Origin of the sequence: Pseudomonas sp. 18-147 (assembly GCF_051048045.1) — a bacterium.
In the GTDB taxonomy this organism is placed as follows: domain Bacteria; phylum Pseudomonadota; class Gammaproteobacteria; order Pseudomonadales; family Pseudomonadaceae; genus Pseudomonas; species Pseudomonas aeruginosa.
Genome location: NZ_CP182296.1, coordinates 3,760,839 through 3,785,400 on the forward strand (window position 1 = coordinate 3,760,839; position 24,562 = coordinate 3,785,400).

The 24,562-nt window shown below is 67.1% G+C and carries 23 protein-coding genes and 1 pseudogene; 4 read left to right on the top strand and 20 right to left on the bottom strand.

The window, feature by feature from the left end:
• Window positions 1–118: 118 nt before the first annotated feature.
• Window positions 119–1,033, top strand: coding sequence for a LysR family transcriptional regulator (locus tag ACM0M4_RS17770; protein ID WP_004342915.1), 915 nt, complete (start codon window positions 119–121; stop codon window positions 1,031–1,033).
• A gap of 249 nt (window positions 1,034–1,282) precedes the next feature.
• Here ACM0M4_RS17770 and ACM0M4_RS17775 read toward each other — a convergent pair whose 3' ends face one another.
• The 3 genes from ACM0M4_RS17775 to ACM0M4_RS17785 all read right to left on the bottom strand — a co-directional run bounded on the left by ACM0M4_RS17775 (window position 1,283) and on the right by ACM0M4_RS17785 (window position 6,104).
• Window positions 1,283–3,427, bottom strand: coding sequence for a 3-hydroxyacyl-CoA dehydrogenase NAD-binding domain-containing protein (locus ACM0M4_RS17775; RefSeq protein ID WP_221345406.1), 2,145 nt, complete (start codon window positions 3,425–3,427; stop codon window positions 1,283–1,285).
• A 13-nt stretch (window positions 3,428–3,440) separates the two neighbouring features.
• Window positions 3,441–4,646 carry an acetyl-CoA C-acetyltransferase gene (locus ACM0M4_RS17780; protein ID WP_003087747.1) on the bottom strand — a complete coding sequence of 402 codons (1,206 nt, stop codon included), beginning with the start codon at window positions 4,644–4,646 and terminating at the stop codon, window positions 3,441–3,443.
• A 570-nt stretch (window positions 4,647–5,216) separates the two neighbouring features.
• Window positions 5,217–6,104, bottom strand: coding sequence for an AEC family transporter (locus ACM0M4_RS17785; RefSeq protein WP_003087746.1), 888 nt, complete (start codon window positions 6,102–6,104; stop codon window positions 5,217–5,219).
• A 112-nt stretch (window positions 6,105–6,216) separates the two neighbouring features.
• Between ACM0M4_RS17785 and ACM0M4_RS17790 the strand changes: the two genes are divergently transcribed.
• The gene (locus tag ACM0M4_RS17790; protein ID WP_003100707.1) at window positions 6,217–7,038 is read left to right on the top strand and encodes a cytochrome c; all 822 of its coding nucleotides are present in this window, start codon (window positions 6,217–6,219) and stop codon (window positions 7,036–7,038) included.
• A gap of 7 nt (window positions 7,039–7,045) precedes the next feature.
• Here ACM0M4_RS17790 and ACM0M4_RS17795 read toward each other — a convergent pair whose 3' ends face one another.
• From ACM0M4_RS17795 to ACM0M4_RS17820, 6 genes are all read right to left on the bottom strand, one after another.
• Complete coding sequence (locus ACM0M4_RS17795; RefSeq protein WP_221345407.1) at window positions 7,046–7,777, bottom strand: peptidase; 732 nt, start codon at window positions 7,775–7,777, stop codon at window positions 7,046–7,048.
• Between the two features lie 81 nt (window positions 7,778–7,858).
• Window positions 7,859–8,659, bottom strand: a complete 801-nt coding sequence (locus ACM0M4_RS17800; RefSeq protein ID WP_003113560.1) for a transglutaminase family protein — start codon at window positions 8,657–8,659, stop codon at window positions 7,859–7,861.
• Entirely contained in the window at window positions 8,656–9,609 is a 954-nt protein-coding gene (locus tag ACM0M4_RS17805; RefSeq protein ID WP_003087742.1) for an alpha-E domain-containing protein, read from the bottom strand. The genes ACM0M4_RS17800 and ACM0M4_RS17805 overlap by 4 nt, the downstream gene beginning before the upstream one ends.
• A 2-nt stretch (window positions 9,610–9,611) precedes the next feature.
• On the bottom strand, window positions 9,612–11,024 hold the full coding sequence (locus ACM0M4_RS17810; protein ID WP_003087741.1) for a circularly permuted type 2 ATP-grasp protein: 1,413 nt from the start codon (window positions 11,022–11,024) through the stop codon (window positions 9,612–9,614).
• Window positions 11,025–11,373: 349 nt separating this feature from the next.
• Window positions 11,374–12,072 (bottom strand): type 1 glutamine amidotransferase, encoded by a 699-nt coding sequence (locus tag ACM0M4_RS17815; protein ID WP_003100718.1) that lies wholly within the window; start codon window positions 12,070–12,072, stop codon window positions 11,374–11,376.
• Window positions 12,073–12,169: 97 nt separating this feature from the next.
• Window positions 12,170–12,511 carry a ribonuclease E inhibitor RraB gene (locus ACM0M4_RS17820; RefSeq protein WP_003087738.1) on the bottom strand — a complete coding sequence of 114 codons (342 nt, stop codon included), beginning with the start codon at window positions 12,509–12,511 and terminating at the stop codon, window positions 12,170–12,172.
• Between the two features lie 352 nt (window positions 12,512–12,863).
• Here ACM0M4_RS17820 and ACM0M4_RS17825 point away from each other — a divergent pair, with 352 nt between their 5' ends.
• Together ACM0M4_RS17825 and bglX are read left to right on the top strand one after the other, a co-directional pair.
• A complete protein-coding gene (locus tag ACM0M4_RS17825) occupies window positions 12,864–14,921 on the top strand; it encodes a putative bifunctional diguanylate cyclase/phosphodiesterase (RefSeq protein ID WP_003113558.1) in 2,058 nt (685 codons plus the stop codon).
• A 170-nt stretch (window positions 14,922–15,091) separates the two neighbouring features.
• Entirely contained in the window at window positions 15,092–17,386 is a 2,295-nt protein-coding gene (gene bglX, locus ACM0M4_RS17830; protein ID WP_003113557.1) for a beta-glucosidase BglX, read from the top strand.
• Between the two features lie 102 nt (window positions 17,387–17,488).
• On the opposite strand, the gene pscL is transcribed toward bglX, so the two are convergent.
• From pscL to pscB, 11 genes and pseudogenes are all read right to left on the bottom strand, one after another.
• Window positions 17,489–18,133 (bottom strand): SctL family type III secretion system stator protein PscL, encoded by a 645-nt coding sequence (gene pscL / locus ACM0M4_RS17835; protein ID WP_054376050.1) that lies wholly within the window; start codon window positions 18,131–18,133, stop codon window positions 17,489–17,491.
• Window positions 18,112–18,732: a SctK family type III secretion system sorting platform protein PscK gene (pscK, locus tag ACM0M4_RS17840; protein ID WP_034010006.1), complete on the bottom strand. Its 621-nt coding sequence runs from the start codon at window positions 18,730–18,732 to the stop codon at window positions 18,112–18,114. The genes pscL and pscK overlap by 22 nt, the downstream gene beginning before the upstream one ends.
• A gap of 8 nt (window positions 18,733–18,740) precedes the next feature.
• Window positions 18,741–19,486 (bottom strand): annotated as a pseudogene (pscJ, locus tag ACM0M4_RS17845) (SctJ family type III secretion inner membrane ring lipoprotein Psc).
• The gene (gene pscI, locus ACM0M4_RS17850; protein ID WP_003120330.1) at window positions 19,483–19,821 is read right to left on the bottom strand and encodes a SctI family type III secretion system inner rod subunit PscI; all 339 of its coding nucleotides are present in this window, start codon (window positions 19,819–19,821) and stop codon (window positions 19,483–19,485) included. The pseudogene pscJ and the gene pscI overlap by 4 nt, the downstream one beginning before the upstream one ends.
• Window positions 19,821–20,252, bottom strand: coding sequence for a YopR family T3SS polymerization control protein PscH (pscH, locus tag ACM0M4_RS17855; protein ID WP_221345408.1), 432 nt, complete (start codon window positions 20,250–20,252; stop codon window positions 19,821–19,823). The genes pscI and pscH overlap by 1 nt, the downstream gene beginning before the upstream one ends.
• A complete protein-coding gene (gene pscG / locus ACM0M4_RS17860; RefSeq protein WP_003100735.1) occupies window positions 20,249–20,596 on the bottom strand; it encodes a YscG family type III secretion system chaperone PscG in 348 nt (115 codons plus the stop codon). The genes pscH and pscG overlap by 4 nt, the downstream gene beginning before the upstream one ends.
• Before the next feature lie 2 nt (window positions 20,597–20,598).
• Window positions 20,599–20,856, bottom strand: coding sequence for a type III secretion system needle filament protein PscF (gene pscF, locus ACM0M4_RS17865; protein ID WP_003087729.1), 258 nt, complete (start codon window positions 20,854–20,856; stop codon window positions 20,599–20,601).
• Window positions 20,857–20,858: 2 nt separating this feature from the next.
• On the bottom strand, window positions 20,859–21,062 hold the full coding sequence (gene pscE / locus ACM0M4_RS17870) for a YscE family type III secretion system co-chaperone PscE (protein WP_003100751.1): 204 nt from the start codon (window positions 21,060–21,062) through the stop codon (window positions 20,859–20,861).
• Window positions 21,025–22,323, bottom strand: coding sequence for a SctD family type III secretion system inner membrane ring subunit PscD (pscD, locus tag ACM0M4_RS17875; RefSeq protein ID WP_003100752.1), 1,299 nt, complete (start codon window positions 22,321–22,323; stop codon window positions 21,025–21,027). Before pscD ends, pscE begins: the two co-directional genes overlap by 38 nt.
• Window position 22,324: 1 nt before the next feature.
• Entirely contained in the window at window positions 22,325–24,127 is a 1,803-nt protein-coding gene (gene pscC / locus ACM0M4_RS17880) for a SctC family type III secretion system outer membrane ring subunit PscC (RefSeq protein WP_003109511.1), read from the bottom strand.
• Window positions 24,127–24,549: a YscB family type III secretion system chaperone PscB gene (gene pscB / locus ACM0M4_RS17885; protein ID WP_003100754.1), complete on the bottom strand. Its 423-nt coding sequence runs from the start codon at window positions 24,547–24,549 to the stop codon at window positions 24,127–24,129. Before pscB ends, pscC begins: the two co-directional genes overlap by 1 nt.
• Window positions 24,550–24,562: the final 13 nt, after the last annotated feature.

A 24,562-nucleotide genomic window follows, 5' to 3' on the forward strand; every position in this document is an offset into this window, starting at 1 on the left:
GGTTTCCCCGGCCCCACCCTGTTCATGAGCCAGGTTTCCCGACGATGCTATATTGCTGCCGAATAGCTAACTATCCTGGAAAAATCTCTTTCATTGATCGAGTTATTTTAATAATCCAATGAAGAAGCCCGATCTCGCCGGTCTCGCCGCCTTCGTCGCCATCGCTCGCGAACGCAGTTTCCGCCGCGCCGCCGCCACCCTCGGCGTAACCCCGCCGACGCTCAGCCACACCCTGCGCGAACTGGAAACCCAGCTCGGCATCCGCCTGCTCAACCGCACCACTCGCAACGTCTCGCCGACCGAGGCCGGCGAGCACCTGCTGGCACACCTGGACCCGGCGTTCGAAGACATCGCCGCCGCGCTGGACAGCCTTAACCGCTTTCGCGAAACGCCTCACGGCCTGGTACGAATCAACGCACCGCGAAACGCCATCGGTCTCGTCCTCGCGCCACGTTTCGGCGAACTGGCCCGCGACTATCCCGGCATCACCCTGGAAGTGGTGGCGGACGAGGGTTTCGCCAATATCGTCGAAGCCGGTTTCGACGCCGGCATCCGCCTCGGCGAAGACCTCCAGCACGGCATGCGCGCCGTGCGGGTCGGCCCGGACCTGCGCTTGGCCATCGTCGCGACCCCGGCCTACTTCCGACGGCAAGGCAGGCCGGGTAGCCCGGAGGAATTGCTCGGCCACCGTTGCATCGGCTGGCGCAAGGTGTCTTCCGGAGAGCTTTACAAATGGCAATTCAGCAAGGGCACGAAAGCGCTTTCGGTGGCCGTGAGCGGACCGCTGGTCCTCGACGACCCGCGCCTGATGCTACAGGCGGCGCTGGCCGATGTCGGGATTGCCTTCGCCATCGAGGAGGAAGTCGCCGAGCACCTCGCCGCCGGCCGCCTGGAACGGGTCCTGGCGGATTGGTGCGCCCCCTTTCCCGGTTTCCATCTCTATTATCCGAACCGCCGCAACCACCCGGCGGCGTTGAGCACCGTGATCGACCTGCTGCGCTACCCCGGCGAGGAACACCCAGGTCCCGCGTAGGCACATCGGCGGAAGCGCCCGTGGCGGCCTGGAGGCAAGCATGGAGGCTGGCCTGTATCGACGCACGGCGTAGGGCGGATAACCGCATCGCGGTTATCCGCCGAACCTCGGCATATCGGCGGATAGCGCCCATGGCGCTATTCGCCCTACCCGTGGCGGCCTGGCTGGCAAGAACCTGGGCATACCGGGGTGGCGTCATCCGCCGCGGAAAGCCGGCCCGAAGGCCGGCTCTCCATGCGACGCCAGGACTCAGAACAGCTCGCCCTTCGCCGCCTTCTCCAGCAACAGCGCCGGCGGCTCGAAGCGCTCGCCGTACTGTTCGACCAGGTATTGGGCGCGGGCGATGAAGTCCTTCAGGCCGTACTGGTTGATGAACTGCAAGGCGCCCCCGCTCCAGGCGGCGAAACCGATACCGAAGATCGAGCCGATGTTCGCGTCGGCGGTGGAGTGCAATACCCCCTCCTCCACGCAACGCACGGTCTCGATGGCCTGGATGAACAGCAGGCGGTCGCGTACGTCCTCGGCGGATATTTGCGCATCGGGCTTCTCGAAGCGGCTCTTGAGTTCCGCCCAGAGATGTTTCCTGCCGTTCGCCGGGTAGTCGTAGAAGCCGGCGCCGGCCGCCTTGCCCGGGCGCTTGTACTCATTGACCATCAGGTCGATCACGGCGAACGCGGGGTGCGTCGGCAGAGCCTTGCCCTCGGCCTCGAGGTCACGGGCGGTCTGGTTGCGGATGTGGGTCATCAGGCTCAGCGAGACTTCGTCGGAAATCGCCAGCGGCCCCACCGGCATACCGGCCTGGCGCGCCTGGTTGTCGATCATCGCGGCGCTCACGCCTTCGCCGAGCATGGCGATGCCTTCGTTGGTGAAGGTGCCGAATACCCGCGAGGTGAAGAAGCCGCGGCTGTCGTTGACCACGATCGGCGTTTTCTTGATCTGCAGCACGTAGTCGAAGCCGCGCGCCAGGGTTTCGTCGCTGGTCTTTTCGCCGCGGATGATCTCCACCAGCGGCATCTTGTCCACCGGGCTGAAGAAGTGCAGGCCGATGAACTTCTCCGGCCGCGCCACCGCCTGGGCCAGCCCGGTGATCGGCAGGGTCGAGGTATTGGATGCCACCACCGCATCGGCCAGGGCATGCTTCTCGGCCTCGGCGGTGACCTTGCCTTTCAGCGCGCGGTCCTCGAAGACCGCCTCGATGATCAGGTCGCAGCCTTCGAAGTCGGCTTCGCTGACGCTCGGCACGATCCGCGCGAGGAAGGCGTCGCGCTTCTCGGCGGACAGGTGCCCACGCGCAACTTTCTTGTCCAGCAGCCTGGCCGAATAGGCCTTGCCCTTCTCCGCCGCTTCCAGCAAGACGTCCTTGAGCACCACCTCGATGCCGGCCGCCGCCGATACGTAGGCGATGCCCGCGCCCATCATCCCGGCGCCGAGCACGCCGACCTTCTTCGTCGCCCGCACCGGATACCCCTGCGGCCGCGACTTGCCGGCGTTGATCTCGTTGAGCTGGAACCAGAAGGTGCCGATCATGTTCTTCGCCACCTGGCCGGTGGTCAGCTCGGTGAAATAGCGCGCCTCGATCAGTTGCGCGGTGTCGAAATCGACCTGGGCGCCTTCCACCGCCGCGCACATGATCTTCTCGGGCGCCGGGAAGCAACCCTTGGTCTTGTCGCGCAGCACCGACGGTGCGATGGCCAGCATCTGCGCCACGTTGGGACTGGCAGGCGTACCGCCGGGAATCTTGTAGCCGGCGCTGTCCCAGGGCTGCTTCGCCGCCGGGTTGGCGAGGATCCAGGCGCGGGCCTTCTCCAGCATTTCCTCGGGGCTGTCGGCCAGTTCGTGGATCAGCCCGGCCTTGAGCGCTTCCGCCGGACGCACCTTCTTGCCTTCGGCGAGGTACGGCAGGGCTTTCTCCAGGCCAAGCAGTCGCACCATGCGCACGATCCCGCCGCCGCCCGGCAACAGGCCGAGAGTCACCTCCGGCAGGCCGAGCTGCACGCCGGGATTGTCCAGGGCGATGCGGTGGTGGCAGGCCAGGCAGATCTCCCAGCCGCCGCCCAGCGCAGCGCCGTTGATCGCGGCGACCACCGGCTTGCCGAGGGTCTCCAGGCGCCGCAGTTGGCCCTTGAGTTCGAGGATGCCCTGGTAGAAGACCGGGGCGTCGGCCTTGGTGACCTTGATCAGCTCGTTGAGATCGCCGCCGGCGAAGAAGGTCTTCTTCGCCGAGGTCAGCACCACGCCGGCGATCCCCTCTTTCTCCGCCTCCAGCCGTGCGATGGTCTTCGCCATCGCCTCGCGGTAGACACCGTTCATGGTGTTGGCGCTCTGCCCGGGCATGTCCATGGTCAGGACGACGACGTTGTCCTGGCCTTTTTCGTAACGGATAGCGTCAGTCATTCCGGTTCTCCCTTCACACGCGCTCGATGATGGTGGCGATGCCCATGCCGCCGCCTACGCAGAGGGTGGCCAGGCCGTAGCGCAGGTTGCGCCGCTCCAGTTCGTCGAGCAGCGTGCCGAGGATGATGCAGCCGGTGGCGCCGAGCGGGTGGCCCATGGCGATGGCGCCGCCGTTGACGTTGACCTTGCTTTCCGCCACGCCCATGTCCTTCATGAATTTCATCACCACCGAAGCGAACGCCTCGTTGACTTCGAACAGGTCGATGTCTTCCACCTTCAGGCCGGCCTTGGCCAGGGCCTTGCGGGTCGCCGGCGCGGGGCCGGTAAGCATGATGGTGGGGTCGGTGGAGGTCACCGCGGTAGCGACGATCCGCGCCCGCGCCTTCAGGCCCAGTTCGCGGCCCTTGGCCTCGGAGCCGATGAGCATGGCGCTGGCGCCGTCGACGATCCCCGAGCTGTTGCCCGGCGTATGCACGTGCTCGATGCGCTCGACCTGGCTGTACTTGCGCAGCGCGGTGGCGTCGAAGCCCATCTGCCCCATCATCTCGAAACTCGGTTTGAGCGCGGCGAGCCCTTCCAGGGTGGAGTCGGCGCGAATGAACTCATCGTGGTCGAGCAGGACGATGCCATTCTGGTCGGCGACCGGCACCAGCGACTTGCCGAACAGCCCTTCGGCGCGGGCCTTGGCGGCCTTCTGCTGGGAGCGCAGGGCGAAGGCATCGACATCGGCGCGACTGAAGCCTTCCAGGGTGGCGATCAGGTCGGCGCCGATCCCTTGCGGGACGAAGCTGGTGTGCAGGTTGGTTTCCGGATCCAGTGCCCAGGCGCCGCCGTCGGAGCCCATCGGCACGCGTGACATGGACTCGACGCCACCGACCAGGACCAGGTCCTCGAAGCCGGAGCGTACCTTCATCGCCCCCAGGTTCACCGCCTCCAGGCCGGAGGCGCAGAAACGGTTGATCTGCACGCCGGCAACCTGTTCGTCCCAGTCGGCCACCAGCGCCGCGGTCTTGGCGATATCGGCGCCCTGGTCGCCCACCGGCGTCACGCAGCCGAGCACGATATCGTCGACCTGGGCGGTATCCAGGTCGTTGCGCCGCTGGACCGCGCGCAACAGCCCGGCCATCAGGTTCACCGGCTTGACGCTGTGCAGCGCGCCATCCTTCTTGCCCTTGCCGCGGGGAGTACGCACGGCGTCGTAAATGAATGCGTCGGTCATGGCGGTCTCTCTTATCCTGTTCTCGTCCGGCCGAGCGGGCCTCCGCCTACCTTAAACAGGCTCGCCGGCGGGACAATGACCGAACCGCTCAGGCTGATTGACCGCCCAGCTCAGCCTGCAACGCCGGGAAGATAGCACCATGCCATCTTTCGACCGGAAACCCGGACACCGGACGAACGGTCGAGACGCACGCCAGAGCCGTCACCACGCTGTCATATAGAGGGAATATGTCTAGACCGCAGCAGCTTGTATCCAAGTGGTCTAAGCCCGCGCAGGCCGGGGCTTAGACTGATTCATGCAAGCGTTCGAAAGGGAGGTCGACGCCGGGGATGCCGGGCCGACCGAAGAGTACGCCACTGCGTGGCAAGCCGTTCCGCCGGGCCGTAGCGCGGAGCAGGCAGCCACCCGACAACAAGAAAGGCAGACAGGCCATGTTGAACGAGCAGCCAAAAAGATGGCGGCAAGCGAGCCTCATCGTCTTCGCCACCACAGTCATCCTGATCCTTCCCAACCTTAACAGTCTGATCCGCTAGGGCACCTGCTGCCTGCACGCTGCGCACCGCCTCGCGGTCAGCGCAGCGCAGGCAGCCACCAGGTCAGCAGCAGCGGAATGAAGGCGAACGACAGCAGGGTCGAACACAGCACCAGGCTGGCGACCTGATCCGGCGAACGATTGCCGCGCAAGGCGTAGAGATAGTTGAACACCGCCACCGGCATCGACGACTGCACCACCAGCACCCCCTGCGCCAGCGGCGGCAATTGCAACGCCAGCGCCACCGACCAGCCCACCAGCGCCCCCAGCAGAAGACGCAGGCCGCCATAGAAGAAGCCATTGCCCAGTTGCCGCGGGCGGATGCTGGCCAGGGACACGCCGAGGGTGATCAGCATCAGCGGAATGGTCAGCCCGGCCATCAGGTCGACGGTATTCGCCATCCAGCGTGGCAGTTGCAGGTCGAGCCCCATCAACAACAAGGCCAGCAGCACGCTGAGCAGGATCGGATTGCCCAGCAGCGAGCGCCAGGAGCGCTCGCCGCTCATCCAGAACACGCCGAGGCTGAAGTTGCCGATCGACATGATCAGGTAGAACGCCACCGCCAGGGTCATCCCCGCCTCGCCGAACGCATACAGGCACACCGGCAGGCCCATGTTGCCGACATTCGGGAAGCTGTAGGCCGGCACCAGCACCTGCCACTCCTGGCGCCCGAGGCGCGCCGCCGCCCAGCCCAGCGCAGCCATGCAGACGCAGATCAGCGCGCTGGCCAGGGCCATCCGGCCGAAACTGTGCAGGTCCACCCGGGTATGCGCCAGGGTGGCGAGGATCAGGCATGGCGAACCGATGTTGAACACGATGCGCGAAACGAACTCGGTCGGATAGGCGTGTCCGAGACGGACCCAGACGTAACCGACACCGGCGCCGAACAGCACGGGCGCCATCACGGCGAACAACTCGGCGAGCACGGGAACCCCTTGGTTAGCCAGCTATGCAATGGCCCGCATGCTACCGCGAGGCCCCCGTTCCGTGCCAATCTCTCGCTCCATGCCATAACCGGCGGATGCACGAGGAACCCGCATGCCTGTCACTCTCCCGCGCCTGGCGTTGCTAGGTGCCCTGCTCTTCCCTGTGGCTGCCGCCTGGGCCGCCGAGCTCCGCCTGGAACTGCCGGGGGGCACGCAGACCTGGAGCAGCGAAGAACTGCTCAGGCATCCGCAGGCCCGCGACCTGGACATCCCGGCCGACGTCGCCTACCGCCGGAACATGCGCTACCGCGCCGTGCCACTGGCGGCGTTGTTGAAAGGCGTGCATCCCGAAGACCATTTGCAGGCCGTGGCCAGCGACGGCTTCGCCGCCGAGTTGCCGGCCGCCCCGCTGCTCGCCGAACAGGGCTCGCAAGCCTGGCTGGCGATAGAGGATCCGCAGCGCCCCTGGCCGCCGCTGGGCGCCGGCAAGCCGTCCGCCGGGCCGTTCTATCTGGTCTGGAGCAAACCCGAGGAAAAACGCATCGGTCCGGAGCAATGGCCCTTCCAGGTCGTCCGCATCCGCTACCAGTCCCCTCTGGCCGAACGCTTCCCGGCCCTGCTGCCGGCCGCCGACGCCAGCGCGGAGGTGCGCGCCGGCTTCGCCGTGTTCCAGAAGAACTGCCTGGCCTGCCACCGTCTCAACGGTGCCGGCGACGCCCAGTTCGGCCCGGACCTGAACCTGCCGTACAACCCCACCGAGTACTTCCAGCCGCAATTCCTCGCCCGCTACATCCGCGACCCGCAGGCGCTGCGGCAATGGCCGCAGGCGAAGATGCCGGCGTTCCCGGAACGGGTGATCGACGACCAGGAGTTGCGCCAGTTGATCGGCTACCTGCGCCACATGGCCGGCCGCAAGGCGGGCGCGGCCGGCTGAAGCGGCGTCAGATGTTGTACACCGAGGGCGGCGACGGCAGGCGCTCCAGCAAGTCGTGCAGGCCGGCGCTCCACTGGCGGCGGATGGCGCTGAAATAGGCGTCGTCCTCTGTGACCCGGTAGCCCTCCGGCAGGATCAGGCTGTCGCGGTGGTAGACCAGCAGGTCCAGCGGCATGCCCACCGAGAGGTTGCTGCGGATGGTCGAGTCGAACGACACCAGCGCGCAGCGCAGGGCCTGCTCCAGCGGCGTGTCGAAAGTCAGGTTGCGGTCGAGGATCGGCTTGCCGTACTTGCTTTCGCCCAGTTGCAGGAAAGGCGTGTCCGGCGTGGCCTGGATGAAGTTGCCCTGGGGATAGATGCTGTACAGCGCCGGCGGTCCGCTGGCGATCTGCCCGCCGACCAGGAAGGAACAGCTCAGGTCGGTATTGCCGGCCAGATTGCCGCTGTCGCGGGCCAGCACCTCGCGGGTGGTCTCGGCGACCAGCGCCGTGGCGTCGTAGACCGAGGGCACGTTGAGCAGGCTGGCGCCGTCCCGGCGGATGCGCTGCTGCAGCAGGTTGATCACCGATTGCGAGGTCGCCAGGTTGCCGGCCGTCTGCACCACCAGCAGGCGCTCGCCGGGCGTGCCGAAGGTGAACAGCTTGCGGAAGGTGGCGATATGGTCGATCCCGGCGTTGGTCCGCGAATCGGAGGCGAACACCAACCCATCGGCCAGGTGCATCGCGACACAGTAGGTCATCTCGAATCTTCCTTATTCCGTCCGTCCCCGCCCCTCAAGCGTAAAGGCAATCGCCGATAACGCCAGGCGCGCAATGGATCGTCACTGTTGCTGCACCTGCAGCAGCGGCACGCTGACCAGCACCCTCGCATGCATCTGCTCGCAACCGCCGCCACGGCGCAAGCCGCGCACCGGGCAGGCATCCAGGTAGTCGAGGCCGACGGCCAGCTTGAGATGGCGCTCCGGACGGCCGAGCCGGTTGGTCACGTCGAAGCTGTACCAGCCGTCGCCGAGCCAGGCCTCGGCCCAGGCATGGCTGGCCAGGTGCGTATCGTCCTCGGTGTAGAGGTAGCCGGAGACGTAGCGCCCCGGCACGCCCTGGCTGCGGACGCAGGCGAGGAAGGCATGCGCATGGTCCTGGCAGACCCCGGCGCGTGCGCCGAAAGCCTCGATGGCGGTGCTGTCGACGCGGGTCGCCCCCGGCTGGTAGAGGATATGCTCGTGCAGCGCATGCATCAGGTCGAGCAGGCCGCCGCGGTCCTTGCGGCCGCCCATGGCGCGTTCGGCGAAGGCGCGCATCTCGGCATCGGCGCCGGTCAGGCGGGTGCTGCGCAGGAACGGCAACGGCGACTGGCGATCGTGCTCCACCTCGCGCTCCTCGTCGATCTCGACCAGGCCGTGGGCGGCGATCAGGACCGACTCATGCGGTTCGTCCAGGGTCAGGACGTGCAGGATGTTGCCGTACGGATCGCGCAGCGGCCGCGCCGGGCGCGGCAGGTCCAGGCGCCAATCGACCACGTGCTGGCGCTCGCTGTCCTGCGGGGTCAGGCGCAGGTACTGGATGCTGGCGCGCACCCGGTCTTCGTAGCGATAGGTGGTGTCGTGGGTGATCGAGAGTCTCATGCGGCCTCCAGGTAGGAGCTGTGAATGGCGTTGGCCAACTGGCGAACCAGCAGGATGTAGTCGGTGATCCAGGTATGCAGGCCCTGTTCCAGCACCTCGTCGATGCCGGTGTAGCGCACCCGTGCCTCCAGCTCGGCGGCCAGGCGCTGCGCCGGCCGGCCGTTGACGCCGGGCAGGCCGGAAAGGATCTCGCTCAGTTCCTCGATGCAGGACAGCAGCGAACGTGGCACGTCCTCGCGCAACAGCAGCAATTCGGCGATGTTGCGCGCGTTGGGCGAGGCGCGGTACAGCTCGGTGTAGCCCTCGAAGGCGGATAGCGCCCGCAGCAGCGCGCTCCACTGGTAGTAGCCGCGCGCGGTGCCCTCGTCCGCCCCGGCGAGCGCCGCTTCGCCCTGGGTCTGGTAGCGCGCATCGAGCAGGCGCAAGGTATTGTCGGCGCGTTCGATGAAGGTTCCGAGACGGATGAAGCGGAACGCATCGTTGCGCATGCTGGTGGCGAAGGTCGCGCCGCGGAACAGGTGCGAGCGGTCCTTCACCCATTCGCAGAAACGACTGATGCCATAGCGCAGGATGCCCTCGGCGGCGATGCCGCGCATTTCCAGCCAGGTGGCGTTGATGTTCTCCCACATGTCCAGGGTGATCCGCCCGCGTACCGCGTGGGCACTGGCACGCGCAGCGGCCAGGCAGCTGTATATGCTCGCCGGGTTGTCCGGGTCGAGGGCGAAGAAACTCAGCAGGCGCTCGGCGGCCAGTTCGCCGTGGCGCTCCAGGTAGGCGTCGAGGGTGCCGGTGATCAGCAGCGGCATGGCCAGTTCGTCCAGGCCGCCGCCGTTGCGGTCCTGCGGCAACAGCGACAGCGAATAGCTGACGTCGAGCATGCGGGCGAGGTTCTCCGCGCGCTCCAGGTAGCGCGACATCCAGTACAGGTCGGAAGCGGTCCGGCTGAGCATGCTTATTCCTCCACCACCCAGGTGTCCTTGGTGCCGCCGCCCTGGGACGAATTGACCACCAGCGAGCCTTCGCGCAACGCCACCCGGGTCAGCCCGCCAGGCACCAGGCGAACCCGATCCGGCGCCGACAGGACGAACGGCCGCAGGTCGATATGGCGCGGCGCGACGCCGCTCTCGACGAAGGTCGGGCAGGTCGACAGGGACAGCGTCGGTTGCGCGATATAGGCCTCCGGGCGAGCCTTCAGGCGCTCGCGGAACAGCTCGATTTCCTCCCGGCTGGCCGCCGGTCCGACCAGCATGCCGTAGCCGCCGGAACCCTGGGTCTCCTTCACCACCAGCTCCGGCAGGTGCGCCAGGACGTGCGCCAGTTCCTTCGGCTTGCGACATTGCCAGGTCGGCACGTTGTGCAGTAGCGGGTCTTCGCCGAGGTAGAAGCGGATCATGTCCGGCACGTAGGGATAGATCGACTTGTCGTCGGCCACCCCGGTACCGATCGCGTTGGCCAGCACCAGGTTGCCGGCCCGGTAGGCGGCCAGCAGGCCGGGCACGCCGAGCAGCGAATCCGGGTTGAACGCCAGCGGGTCGAGGAAGGCGTCGTCGATCCTTCGGTAGATCACGTCCACCGGTTGCGGTCCGGCCGTCGTGCGCATGTAGACCCGCTCGTCGCGGACGAACAGATCGGCGCCTTCGACCAGTTCCACGCCCATCTCGCGGGCGAGGAAGGCGTGTTCGAAGTAGGCGCTGTTGAAACGTCCCGGCGTCAATACCACCACGCTCGGCGATTCGACGTCACTGGCCCGCTTTAGGGTGTCGAGCAGCAGGTCCGGGTAGTGGTCGATCGGCGCCACGCGCTGGCGGACGAACAGCTCGGGGAACAGGCGCATCATCATCTTGCGGTTTTCCAGCATGTAGGAAACACCGCTGGGCGTGCGCAGGTTGTCCTCCAGCACGTAGTAGTTGCCGCTGCCGTCGCGGACCAGGTCGACCCCGGCAATGTGCGCGTAGACGTTGCCCGGCAGGTCCAGTCCCTGCATCGCCAGTTGGTACTGGTCGTTGGCCAGGACCTGCTCGGCAGGAATCACCCCGGCCTTGAGGATGCGCTGTTCGTGGTAGAGGTCGGCGAGGAACAGGTTCAGCGCCTGGACGCGCTGGATGCAGCCGGCCTCGATGTGCGCCCACTCCGCCGCGGGAATGCTGCGCGGGATGGTGTCGAAGGGGATCAGGCGCTCGGTGCCCTGCTCGTCGCCGTACAGGGTGAAGGTGATGCCGGCGCGGTGGAACAGCAGGTCGGCTTCACGCCGGCGTTGCAGCAGTTGCTCTTCAGGGGTGTCGGCCAGCCAGCGAGCGAATTCCCGATAATGCGAGCGGCATTCGCCGCCAGCATCGTGCATCTCGTCGTAAAACATGCGTGCCATGCCGGACTCCTTGTCGTCACGAACGATGGGGAACTCGCAAAGCCCGTGCCAGCGCGCGGATCACGGCTCGTCGGCGATTCGCAGGGTCGGCGCGGCGGGTTCGCCCCAGTCTGGTGCATCCTGCCCACAAGGAGAGGAAGGGCGCCCCGTTCGACGGCATGCGCGCCCCGCGGCCACGGACCGGCATCGACCTGCCGATCGCGAAGCGACCTGTGGGACCGATAAGTCTAGAACAGACCCGGAAGGGAGACGGCTTATCCCCTCCCTTCCATGCAGACAGCCGTCTCGCTCGAACGAGCGATAAAGCGGACCGGCGGTAGTGCCAGGGGGGCGCCCGCGGCCGGGAAGGTCAATCGATCAGCGACAGCCAATGACGGTAGAAACCCTCGGCCACCCGATTCAGCCCGGCAATCCTGGCAGGCAACCCGGCCAGCATGTCCTCGGCGGATTGCTGGCTGGGCTGGGAGGGATCGAGCAGGTGCGGCCAGCCGGCGATCCAGCGCCGCACCAGTTCCTCGGTCATTTCCGGATGGCCTTGCAGGCCGAGTACGTGACCACCCCAGGAAAACCCCTGGTTCTCGCACCACGGGCTGGACAGCAGGCGCTCGGCGCCCTGCGGCAGGTCGAAGGCATCGCCATGCCACTGGAAGATCGAGAAGCGCTCCGGCAGCCCGGCCAGCCATGGACTGTCGCGGCTTTCCCGCTGCATGGGCTGCCAGCCCATTTCGGTGTAGGGCTGTTGCCGCACCGTCGCGCCCAGGGCGCGGGCCAGCAACTGGCCGCCGAGGCAATGGCCGATCAGCGGGATGCGCCGCTCGATGAAGCGACGCAGCAGCGCCAGTTCGTCGCGCAACCAGGGCAGGTCGTCGTTGACGCTCATCGGCCCACCCATGATCGCCACCGCTCGCGGGCGTTCGGCGTCGAGACCGGCGAGTTCGCCGAGATCGGCGCGGATCACGCGGAAGTCCAGGCCGCGCTCCGCCAGCACGGCACCCAGATGGCCTGGCGGACAGAACTCGGCATGGGTCAGGATCAGAATATCGCTCATGGCTTACCTCCTTCCCCAGTCTGAAGGAAAGCCTTCGAGGAAGGAAAGCCCGACGCAGGAGCCCCGGCCCAGGATCGCGGCCGGGGTCCCGCCGCCGTCACGGACGCAGCGAAGTGACCTCCTGGGTCACGCCCCACCCGTCCAGCACGCCGCCCAGCGGCACCACGACTTCCTCCAGGTCGTGTTCGAAGGCACCGATGGCGGCATGGGTGGCGTACATCACCTTGCTGACCTGCAGGTTCCAGGAGCCATCGTCGCGAGCGACGACCTGGGCCCTGAGGGATTCGCCGCGAAACTGGCCCGCTGCCTGGCGGGCCTCCCGCTCACTGGGAAAGATGGCGAAGAAGTCGATGGGATGGATGCGCGCGAAGTCGAAGCCGCCTTCTTTCATGCGACGCAGGACATTCACGCTGACATCATCCGAGAAGGGCTTTTCCATGAGACGCACCTCCTGTCGAGACATTCAGAAAGTTCACCGATTCCCCATTCAGCTGAAGCCATCGTCGGCGATCATGAGAGTTTTTTGATCAAGCCAGAGGAAGATCGGACGACCATGGCTTCTTTCAGGGTAGCGTCAACCTGCCAGCGCTGCCGAGCTTTCCGCCGCCTGCCCCGGCGGGCGGCGACCGGCGGCAGACAAAGCGCTGTACAAAAGGCCCGGCCGTTGAGCAAGATTCCGCCTGCGCCGGCAACCGTTGGTCCTGCCCGATGGCATTGGCGAAAGCGACTCGTGCAATAATATCAGGTTGATATCAACCACTTCTCTCCCGCTATCCCGTTCGGACGCTTTCATGCTTATCAGCAGCTACAACCAGGTTCTTGTCGCCTTTTCCCTGATTGTGGCCATCCTGGCGTCCTACACCGCTCTCGACATGGCCGGCCGGGTGACCCTGGCGAAAGGCCGCGAGGCGCTCTCCTGGCTGATCGGCGGCGCTTTCGCCATGGGCTTCGGCATCTGGTCGATGCATTTCGTCGGCATGCTCGCCTTCAGCCTGCCGATCCCGCTCGGCTACGACCTGGGCCTGACCCTGCTGTCGCTGCTACTGGCCGTCGGCAGTTCGGCCTTCGCCCTCTGGCTGGTGTGCCAGGCGGAACTCCCCTGGCAACGCCTGGCGCTGGGCGCCCTGCTGATGGGCAGCGGCATCGCCGCCATGCACTACACCGGGATGGCCGCCCTGCTGATGATGCCGGGGATCGTCTACGACCCGCTGTGGCTCGGCCTCTCCATCCTGATCGCGGTGATCGCCTCCGGCGCCGCGCTGTGGATCGCCTTCCGCCTGCGCCATGGCAGCCGGCGCATCGTCCTGGTCCGCGCCGGCGCCGCCCTGGTGATGGGCTGCGCCATCGTCGGCATGCACTACACCGGGATGGCCGCCGCGCAGTTCCCCCTGGGCAGCTTCTGCGGCGCCGCCGGCCGAGGCATCGACAACGGCTGGCTGGCGGTGCTGGTCATCGTGATCACCCTGGCGGTGATCGCCATCGCCCTGATCGTCTCGGTGCTGGACTCGCGCCTCGAGGCACGTACCTCGGTGCTCGCCACCTCCCTCGCACGAGCCAACCGCGAGCTGATCCAGTTGGCCCTGCACGACAACCTGACCAAGCTGCCCAACCGCATGCTCCTCGACGACCGCCTGGAGCAGGCGATCCAGCAGGCGATCCGCGACGATCGCCGGTTCGCCGTGCTGTTCATGGACCTGGACGGCTTCAAGGCGGTCAACGATGCCTACGGCCATCACCTCGGCGACCTGTTGCTGATCGAAGTCGCCGAGCGTATCCGCGCCAACGTCCGCGCCCAGGACACCATCGCCCGCCTCGGCGGCGACGAGTTCGTCCTGCTGATCGAGGCCCGAGAGCCCGCCGACGCCGCGACCCTGGCCGAGAAGCTGGTGAAGCGGATCAGCCAGCCGTACCAGATATCCCGCCACGAGGTGCGGATCTCGGCGAGCATCGGCATCGCGCTCTACCCCGGCGACGGGCAGACCCGCCACGAGCTGATGATCAATGCCGACGCGGCGATGTATCACGCCAAGGACCAGGGACGGAACGGCTACTGCTTCTTCGAGAGTTCGATGAACGCCAACGCCCAGGAACAGTTGCAACTACTGCATGACCTGCGCCAGGCCCTGGAGCGCCGGCAACTGGTCTTGCACTACCAGCCCAAGGTACTGGCGCCGAACGGACCGATGATCGGCGTGGAAGCGCTGCTGCGCTGGGAGCATCCGCAACACGGGCTGATCACCCCCGGCCAGTTCCTGCCGCTGGCGGAAAAGACCGGCCTGATCGTGCAGATCGGCGAGTGGGTGCTCGACGAAGCCTGTCGGCAGATGCGCCTCTGGCTGGACGGCGGACATGCGGACTGGAACATCGCGGTGAACCTTTCGGCCCTGCAGTTCGCCCATGCCGGCCTGGTCGACTCGGTACGCAACGCACTCCTGCGCCACAGCCTGGAGCCCAGCCACCTGATCCTCGAGGTGACCGAATCGACCGCCATGCGCGATGCCGATGCCAGCCTGGTGATCCTCGAGCAGTTGTCGGCGATGGGCGTCGGCATCTCCATCGACGACTTCGGCACCGGCTACTCCAGCCTGCTGTATCTCAAACGCCTGCCGGCGAGCGAACTGAAGATCGACCGTGGCTTCATCAACGAGCTGGCCCACGACAGCGACGACGCCGCGATCGTCTCGGCGATCGTCGCCCTCGGCCGCACGCTGAACCTGAAGATCGTCGCCGAGGGCGTGGAAACCGAGGCCCAGCAGGAGTTCCTGACCCGCCTCGGCTGCAATTCGCTGCAAGGCTTCCTGCTCGGCAGGCCGATGCCGGCCGAGCAGTTGCTCGCCAGCGTCGCCTGAGCGCCGCCAGCGGCGCGCCACGGGACCTGTCAGAACCGGCAGATTCGCCCATCGCCGTCTCGTTGACTTCCGCCCGCGCTGCGAACACCTTATGTCGCGCCCGCCGGGCGGCATGCCGCGACATGTCACGCCGCCACGACGAGCGTCTATCCAATAACGAGAAAACATGCATGAACAGGCTGTGTGTACTGGGGCTTCTCATCGGGCTGAGCGGGAGCCCGGCACTGGCGGCTGGCCAGGGCGAATCCGGCAATCCGCCGGCCACCGACAAGGAGCGTTTCATCGCCAGCCTGATGGCTCGCATGAGCAACGCGGAAAAGATCGGCCAGCTACGCCTGGTCAGCGTCGGCGCCGACCATCCCAAGGAAGCGCTGATGGCGGATATCCGCGCCGGCAAGGTCGGCGCCATATTCAATACCGTGACCCGCCCGGACATTCGCGCCATGCAGGACCAGGTCCGCCATAGCCGCCTGAAGATCCCGCTGTTCCATGCCTACGACGTGGCCCACGGGCACCGCACCATCTTTCCCATCAGCCTCGGCCTGGCCGCCAGCTGGGACCCCGAGGTGGTCGCCCGCAGCGCGCGGATCTCCGCCCTGGAAGCCAGCGCCGACGGGCTCGACATGAGCTTCTCGCCGATGGTCGACATCACCCGCGACGCGCGCTGGGGGCGGGTCTCGGAAGGCTTCGGCGAAGACACCTACCTGACCTCGCTGCTGTCCGGCGTGATGGTCCGTGCCTACCAGGGCTCCAACCTGGCCGCCCCGGACAGCATCATGGCGGCGGTCAAGCACTTCGCCCTGTACGGCGCGGCCGAAGGCGGCCGCGACTACAACACCGTGGACATGAGCCTGCCGCGCATGTTCCAGGACTACCTGCCGCCCTACAAGGCCGCGGTGGACGCCGGCGCCGGCGCGGTGATGGTCTCGCTGAACACCATCAACGGCGTGCCCGCCACCGCCAACCGCTGGCTGCTGACCGACCTGTTGCGCCAGCAGTGGGGCTTCAAGGGGCTGACCATCAGTGACCACGGCGCGGTGAAGGAACTGATCAAGCACGGCCTCGCCGGCAACGAGCGGGACGCCACGCGCCTGGCGATCCAGGCCGGTGTCGACATGAACATGAACGACGATCTCTACTCGACCTGGCTACCGAAGCTGCTGGCGGCCGGCGAGATCGACCAGGCCGACATCGATCGCGCCTGCCGCGACGTGCTGGCGGCGAAGTACGACCTCGGCCTGTTCGCCGATCCCTACCGGCGCCTGGGCAAGCCGGACGACCCGCCGTTCGACACCAACGCCGAGAGCCGCCTGCACCGCCAGGCCGCCCGCGAGGTGGCTCGCGAAGGACTGGTCCTGCTGAAGAACCGCGACGGTCTGCTGCCGCTGAAGAAACAGGGGCGGATCGCCGTGATCGGCCCCCTGGCCAAGAGCCAGCGCGACGTCATCGGCAGTTGGTCGGCAGCCGGCGTGCCACGCCAGGCGGTAACCGTCTACCAGGGCCTGGCCAATGCCGTCGGCGAGCGTGCCACCCTGCTCTACGCCAAGGGTGCCAACGTCAGTGGCGACCAGGCGATCCTCGACTACCTGAACAGCTACAACCCGGAAGTCGAGGTCGATCCGCGCTCCGCCGAGGCGATGCTCGAGGAGGCCTTGCGCACCGCGCGCGACGCCGACCTGGTGGTCGCCGTGGTCGGCGAATCGCAGGGCATGGCCCACGAGGCCTCCAGTCGCACCGACCTGCGCATCCCGGCCAGCCAGCGGCGGCTGCTGAAGGCACTGAAGGCCACCGGCAAGCCGCTGGTGCTGGTGCTGATGAACGGCCGACCGCTATCGCTGGGCTGGGAGCAGGAAAACGCCGACGCGATCCTGGAAACCTGGTTCAGTGGCACCGAAGGCGGCAACGCCATCGCCGACGTGCTGTTCGGCGAGCACAACCCCAGCGGCAAGCTGACCATGTCCTTCCCCCGCTCGGTGGGCCAGGTTCCGGTCTACTACAACCACCTGAACACCGGCCGGCCGATGGACCACGACAACCCCGGCAAATACACCTCGCGCTATTTCGACGAAGCCAACGGCCCGCTCTACCCGTTCGGCTACGGCCTCAGCTACACCGAGTTCAGTCTCTCGCCCCTGCGCCTGTCCAGCGAACGGCTGGCCCGCGGCGCTACCCTGGAAGCGCGGGTCACGCTCAGCAACAGCGGCAAGCGCGCCGGCGCCACGGTGGTCCAGCTTTATCTGCAGGACCCGGTCGCCAGCCTCAGCCGTCCGGTGAAGGAACTGCGCGGGTTCCGCAAGGTGATGCTGGAGCCCGGCGAATCGCGGGAGATCGTCTTCCGCCTCGGCGAGGCAGACCTGAAGTTCTACGACAGCCAGCTCAGGCACACGGCCGAGCCAGGCGAGTTCAAGGTCTTCGTCGGCCTGGATTCGGCGCAAACCGAAAGCCGCAGCTTCACCCTGCTCTGAAGGCGCCGACCGCACCGCCAGCGTCGCCGCCGCGGGCGAACGGCAGCGCCTCAGCCCTCGGCCCGGAGCCAACGCCCGGGCCGGGGGCGGCGCCTGGTTCCCTCAACCGGCGTCCCCTTCCTCCTCGCCGCTCCGCGCCACGCTCTCCGTCAATGCGGCCTGCAACGCCGCCAACTGGCTGTCGAGCGAAGCGTCGATGATCCCGATCTCGGTTTCCAGGATGCAACCGCCCTGGTCCAGCCGGGCATCGCCGACCACTTCCAGGTAGCCCACCTCGGGGAAATCCTTGAGCACCCGGGCGACCTGCTCGCGCACCGCGGCCAGTTGTTCCGGCTGGACGTGCAGGATCACCTGCTTCTGGTTGCTCACCAATGCCAGTGCCTCGCGCGTGGCCGCCAGGGTCAGCTCGACAGCGTCGTAGTGGCGCAACACCTTGCGCACCGCCTGCAGCACCACCTCGCCAAGCTGGCGATCGACCTGCCGGTAGTAGCGATTGCAGCGCAGTAGCGTTTCCTGGATCAGCCCGGCCTGGCGCAGACGCGCCTCCTCCAGTCCGGCCTCCCAGCCCAGGCGCTTCTGCTCCTGGTAAACCTCGTGGGCCTCGCGCTCGATTTCGGCGGCACGCTCGCGGGCCGCTTCCACCAGGCGGTTGGCGCTGAGGTAGTCCTGGAAGTCGCGGGCGCGCAACAGGGCCTGCCCGGGGGCCAGCCGTACGCGACTGGCGTCTAGTTCAACAAATGGAAGCATTCATCGCTCGCTTGTCGGGCGACCTTCAGGCACAGGGTCCGCGCCAGGGATCGCCGTTGTTCGTCGAAGGTCCAGTCCGCCGGGGCCGGCATGGCCTCCAGGCGCAGGCGCAGACGCCGCGAGAAACCGCAGTCGGCATCGCTACAGGCGGCCAGCCAGAAAGCCAGGCCGCAGCGCCGGAAATAGCCTTCTTCCGGGTTTTCCGGCAAGGCCCGCTGCCAGCCGGGCGGCCAGCGACCGATGAGCAGGTCGAGCTGTTCCAGGCAGAAACGCTGGCCCTGTTCGCCGATCTGCGCGCGGATGCGCCGAACCCGCGCACCATCCAGCACCTGCCGCAAGGCCTGGCCGTGCAGCAGCGCGCCGAGCCAGCCCAGGGTCCGTTCCAGCGCCGCCTGCGGGTAAAGGGCCAGCCCGCCCAGTTGCGCGGGCATGCGGAACGCGCAGTCCAATTCCAGTTGCTCCAGCAGCCAGGCGTTGAGAACGCTCTGTCGCCGCCAGTCCGGCAGCGCCGGCAGCAACCGCAGCAATACCGCGGGCAGGTGCGACTCGTGAATGTAGCAGGCCGGGCAGAAGCGCAACTGGTAGGCCGTCAATGGCATCGCGCCGCTCAGCCCCGTTGCCGGTGCCAGAAGAACTGCGCCAGGTTGCTCGCCAGCAGCAACGCCAGCAGCAGGCCGAACAGACCGAGCAGGCGTCCGCGCGAGTGCTCCGCCACCTGGATCGAGAAGACACTCTCGAAGCGTGGCGCCAGCGGGACCTGGCGGACCCCGGCCGACGGCACCAGGACCACGCTGATGCGGTCGTAGCTGAGTCCTTCGATGCCGTTGTTCACCAGTTGCTTGATCTGCGGCACGTAGGCATCCAGTTGCACGTCGGCGGCGTGCTTGATGAACACCGAGGCCGATGCCGGCGAGGACTTCCTGCCCAGTCCGTCGCGCTCCTCGGGCAGCACCACATGGACCCGCGCCACCAGCACGCCATCGATCTCGGAAAGGGTATGGGAAATCTCCTGGGCCTTGGCGTAGTTGAGCCGCGCGCGCTCTTCGATGGGCGAGGAAATCAGCCCGTCCTTGGGAAACACATCCTTCAGCGTGGAGAAGTTCTCCCGCGGATAGCCCTTGCGCTTGAGCACCTCCACCGCCTCGGCGATATCCGATTCCTCCACCAGCAGGCGCACGGTGCCATCCTTGTCCGCCTGCTTGTCCGCGGAAACGCCCTCCGAACGCAACAGCGCCAGCATCTCGTTACCTTCCTTCTGGCTGATCCCGGTATAGAGTTCGACCTTGCACCCGCCCAACGCCAGGACCAGCGCCAGGAGCGCCATGCGCGACAGACCTTTCCCGTTCGCCTCATTGGGTCTTCATCAGGGTTTCGACGTTCTGGCTCATGCGCCCGACGGTCTTGGCGATCAGCTCTTCCTGCATGGTGATGCGCATCAGCGACCACTGCATCTGCATCAGGCTGTTGGGATCGTCGCCGGGCGTCGACAGCTCCACCTGCAACTCCTGCTTGGCCTGGCTGAAACGCTCCCTGATCTGCCCCAGTTCGCTGAGCAGGTCGCCGCCCAGGCTGCCGGCACCGCCCATCGCCCGTTCGAACTCGGCGACGTGGGCCGCGCCGGCCGGGCCGCCGGAGAGTTCTTCGAGACTGGTGATCTGCGCCTGGGCGCCCATCCGAGAGATATCCATCATGACTCCAGGTCGAGTTTGTGGCTGTTGCGCACGAGGTTGTCGAGCATGCCGTTGAGCGGGATCAGCACCTGCAATTCGCGACGCGCCATTTGCGCCAGGTATTCGCCGCCCGGCGCATGCTCGACTGCACCGAGCAACTGGAGGAGAAAGGTTTGCTGCTGGCGCCCCAGCGGCAGTTCCGCACGGAGCATCGCCTTCAGCTCCAGGCGGTCCGCCTCCAACCCTTGCAGCGGCTGGGCAAAGCGCTGCAGCAGGCGCTCGCCGAGAGCGCCGTTCTCCAACCCGGCCAGGCGGCGTCCGGCCGCCGGCGGCTCGCCGCCGAGGGCCTGCTCGAAAGCCAGCACCTGATCGACAGCCGGCAGGTTCGCCGCCTTTGGACTGGCCGACGGATAGACGGCGAATCCCGGCGGCGTGTCGATGCGGCTCATGTCCGCACCTGGGCGCGCATGCCGGCGGCGAAGTCGGCCAGGGCAGGATCGCTGCTGCCGCCCAGCCCGGCCAGCCTGCGGTCCAGCGCGGCGCCCAGCCCCAGGTGCCACTCGCACAAGGCGAACCAGGGCTCCAGCGCCGGCCAGGGATTGCCATGGGCGAAGGCCAGGGCTTCCTGATAGCGCCCCTGGTTGGCCAGGCTGGAAATCCGGATCAGCCGCGCCGCTTCGTCCTGTCCGAGGCGCTCCAGCCACTCGGCGATGCACAGCGCCTCTTCGTGGCAGTGCTGCCCGCTGCCGGCCAGCGCCAGTTCCGCCAATTCGCGTATCAGTGAAGTGTCCATGTTCAGATCTTCTGCAGGATGCCTTGCATCAGGTCGCGCAGCGCACGGGTCACCGTCGAGTTGATGTTGTAGATGACCGACCACTTGTTGATCTTGTGTTGCAGCTCGGCCAGCAGCGCCGGGTTGTCGGCATTGTCGGTCCCCTGCAAGGCCTTGATCGCGTCGTTGACGTCCTTGTTCGCTGCGTTGGCCTGCTCCTTCAGGGCATTGGCCACGGTATCGAGGGTATTCCCCGGGTTGGGGTTGAATATCTGCGCCATGCTTAGTCCTCTGTGAGCTGCGAAAGAATGCCGAGACCGCCTTCGAGGGCCCGGGCCTGCTGTTGCAGGAACTGGAAACGCTCCGGGCCGGCGCCTCTGGCCAGTTCCCGGCGACACTCCGCCAGCGCCGCCTGCAGACGCTGCCGGAGCGCTGCGGCATGCGTGCCGTCAGCGACCGACAGTCGCGTTTCCAAGGCTGTCATCATGGAGCACCTCCCCTTTGAGATTGATGATGAAACGCTGCTTGCCGCGGGCCACCAGGATCGACTCCGGCTCGATGGCGAGGATTCGCACACCGCGGGATGTCGAGGCGCCCACCGGGTATTTCTGGCCGTCGCCGAGCACTACATAGGGCACCCGCCCCAGCGACACCGAGCGAATCGTGAACTCCAGTTCGTCGCCGCTGGCGCGCTTGCCGCGACTGAGCAGCTCCAGGCTCGGGCGGTTGCCGAATTCCTGCTGGAACTCGCGCTGCAGGCGGTAGAAGGCGCTGAGCTGGACCTCGTCGAGCGTGCCGCTCAACTCGATGCGCTCGCCGCGCTCGCGGAAACTCAGTTGCCGGTCGAGGCCGGCGTCCGCCAGCAGGCGCTCGAGGCGGCGCAGGTGCGAGCCGGCCACCCGGACCTGGTTTTCCACCCCGAGCAGGCCCGGCACCTCGGACTCCAGCAATGCGTCGATCCGCGCCCAGCGTTCGTCCTGTTCCGCCAGTTCGCCGTTGAGCCGGACCCAGCCAGGCTTGTCCGCGTTGCTGCTGAGGATCTGCCGATAGCCGAATTTCTGCAGGATGAAATCCACGCCCTGGCGAATGTCTTCCATGCTCCGTGCTTCCAGTCGGTAGTCCACGCCGCTGCCATCGAGGTAGCGCTGTAGCGCCAGGCGCCGGGCGTTGTCCTCCAGGTAGCCGCCGAGCAGGAGACTGTCGCCCTGGCGCTGCACATCCACCTCGCTCATGCCCTGCTCGCGCAGGTAGGCGCGCACCTTCGCCAGGGGCTCCTCGCCGGCCATGCCGTGCTGGCGGGCCGACCAGGGTTCGACGAGCATGCCCAGCAGACACAGCGCCAGCGCCAGGCTGACGCCGAGCAGCCAGGCCCCGCCGGCACGGGCGGACGACTTGCGGCGCACTGGCGCGGTCTGCACCTCGGCTTCGGGGAAACGCTCGGGAAAACTCCGCTGCGGGTCGCAGAATGCCCAGCGCAGCGGGCCGCAGGTCTGCCCGGCAAGCGCCTGCAGGATCGCTCCGGCGACTTGCGCCTGGCCGTCCTGGCGAGGCTCGCAGCCCTCCGCCCATTCCAGCAGGCGCACGCCCTGGGCATCGACCTCGAGCACCAGGTGGACTGCCGCGATGCCCTCGTCGAGCAACACCAGGTCGGCCTGCAACGGATCGCTGCCAAGCGCCACCCGGCCCTCTCCGAGCGAGACTTCGGCGCCCTGGTTCAGCCCGCTGTAGAAGCGGATCTTCCAGGCCATGCTAATTCCCGCGCTCCGCGCCGACGCACCAGGCGCCGTCCTTGGGACAGGCGCCGTCGGTCACCCGCCAGCCCTCCTGCGCACCCATCCGGCAGGGCGTGAGGAACGAACCCTGGCCGGCCTGGCGCAAGCGCTCCTGTTCGGCCCTGGCCGGCGCCAGCGCCTGGCAGCGGGCGCTACCGAGCAGCTTGCGCAACGACAGGCTCTGGTTCGACAACTCGTCGATTTCAAGCAGGCCGCCGCGCAGGTCGCGACGGTTGTTCAGCGCCAGGTAATGGCCGACGCCATCGTCGATCAGCCGCGGCTCGATGAGGAACAGCCGCACCGAGCGGCGCACGGTGTCCGCGGTAGTGCGGAACAGCGCGCCGAGATAGGGAATGTCGCCGAGCCAGGGTACCTTGCGCTGGCTCTGGCTCAGTTCGTCGCGGTAGATGCCGCCGATCAGCAGGCTCTGGCCATGGCCCACGCGGGCGATGGTATCGATCACCGTGCGGTTGATCGTGGGGATCTTGTCCAGGCCGGCGCTATTGGGTTTCTGGCTGCCGTCCTCGATGTGCAGACTGAGGCTGATCTCCGGCGTATCGCCGAGAGTCACCACTCGCGGCGTCATTTTCAGCATAGTGCCGTAGGTGATCGCCTTCAGCTCGGCCACCCGCTCGCCCGTGACCCGCACATAGTAGGTTTCGCTCTGGTCGAGCACCGCCTGGGTATTCTCCTGGGTCAGCAGGGTCGGCCGGGATCCGATCTGCGCCTGCCCCTGGCTCTGCAACAGGGTGACCTTGGCCAGCAGGAAATCCAGCCCGCGACTGTCCACCAGGCTGCCGACCGCCCCGTTACCGGCGCCGCCGCCCTCCTCGCTATCCTGGCCGGTGGTGCGGATCTGGATCGACTTGTTGTTGCCCAGGCGAATCCCGGCGCTCCAGTCGACGCCCAGCTGGGCGAGGTTCTCGGCATTGATGTCGATGATCGACAAGCCGACCTCGATCCGCGCCGAGGGCCGGTCGAGGGCTTCGATCAGGCGGCGATACATGGGCAACCGGTCCTTGTGGTCGCGCACCACCACCGCATTCAGCGACGGTTCCGCCTGGACCACCGCATGGCTCGATTGCGGTCCCGGGCGCAGCTTGCCCGGCTCGTCGCCCACCGCAACCACGTTGGCATCGCTGAGCACCCGCGAGAGGATGCTGGCGATGCCCGGCGCCTCGATCTCGTCGTCGCGGTACTCGATCTTGCGGTCCTCGGCGACCGCATAGCGCAGCGGGAAGATCTCCACGCTGAGGTCGCCGGTCTTTTCGCTGCGCAGGGTGTATTGCTGCTCCAGCACCTGGGCGGTCTGCTCGACCAGTTCGAGATAGCGCCCCGGACCGGACACGTGCACCAGCCGCCCGGAAGGGTCGGCACGCCAGCCGAAGCGCGGCTCCCAGATGCCGGCGGCGGTCAGCGCGCGCTTCAGCTCGGCCTCGCCGACCTGCTCCAGCCTCACCAGCCGCGATTGCATCTCGGTGGTCTTGAATACGTACAGCACGGTGCCGTCGTAGTACCAGCCGAGGTTGTAGAGGGAGGCCATCAACTGCAGGAAGGCCTGCGGGCTTTCCAGGTCGAAGCGACCGCTGACCTGGTCGTTGACCTTGTCGCTGACGATCACCGAGGCATCGTAGTTGGCGCCGAAGTTGGCCAGCACGTCGCGCAGGCTTTCGCCCTGCGCCACATAGTCGTAAGGCAGGCTGGGCCAGTCCAGCGGCTGCGCGCGCAAGACCGCGCCAGGCAGCAGCGCCAGCAGTCCGCCGATCAGCAGGCGGCGCATCAGGGACGCCACACCGGAGCCTGCGGCGGCAACCCGCGGGGCAGCGGTTCCAGCTCCGGCGCCAGCGCCTCGAGCAGCCCCACCTGGGCGGCCAGGGCCCGTTCGAGTCGCTCGGGATCGAGGCCGTCGAGGCCCAGCCGCGCCTGCAACAGCAGGCGCCCGTCCGCGTCCAGGACGATGGCCTGGGGATAGCGCCGGCTCCAACTGGCGACCCGCGACAACAGCGCCCGCAGCAACCCCAGCTGGTCGCGCTGCGGATCCAGGGGGGCGTGCTCCAGCGGGCTTTCCAGCAGCAGGTCGTCGCCCTGGCGCAGCAACAGGACGCTCTGTCCGTCGATGCGCAGGTGGTACGAACCCGTCCGATCGGCAACAAAGGGCCCTTGGCCCAGGCGAGTGGCCAATCCGCTCAACAGATGATCCATGATTCCTCGGTAG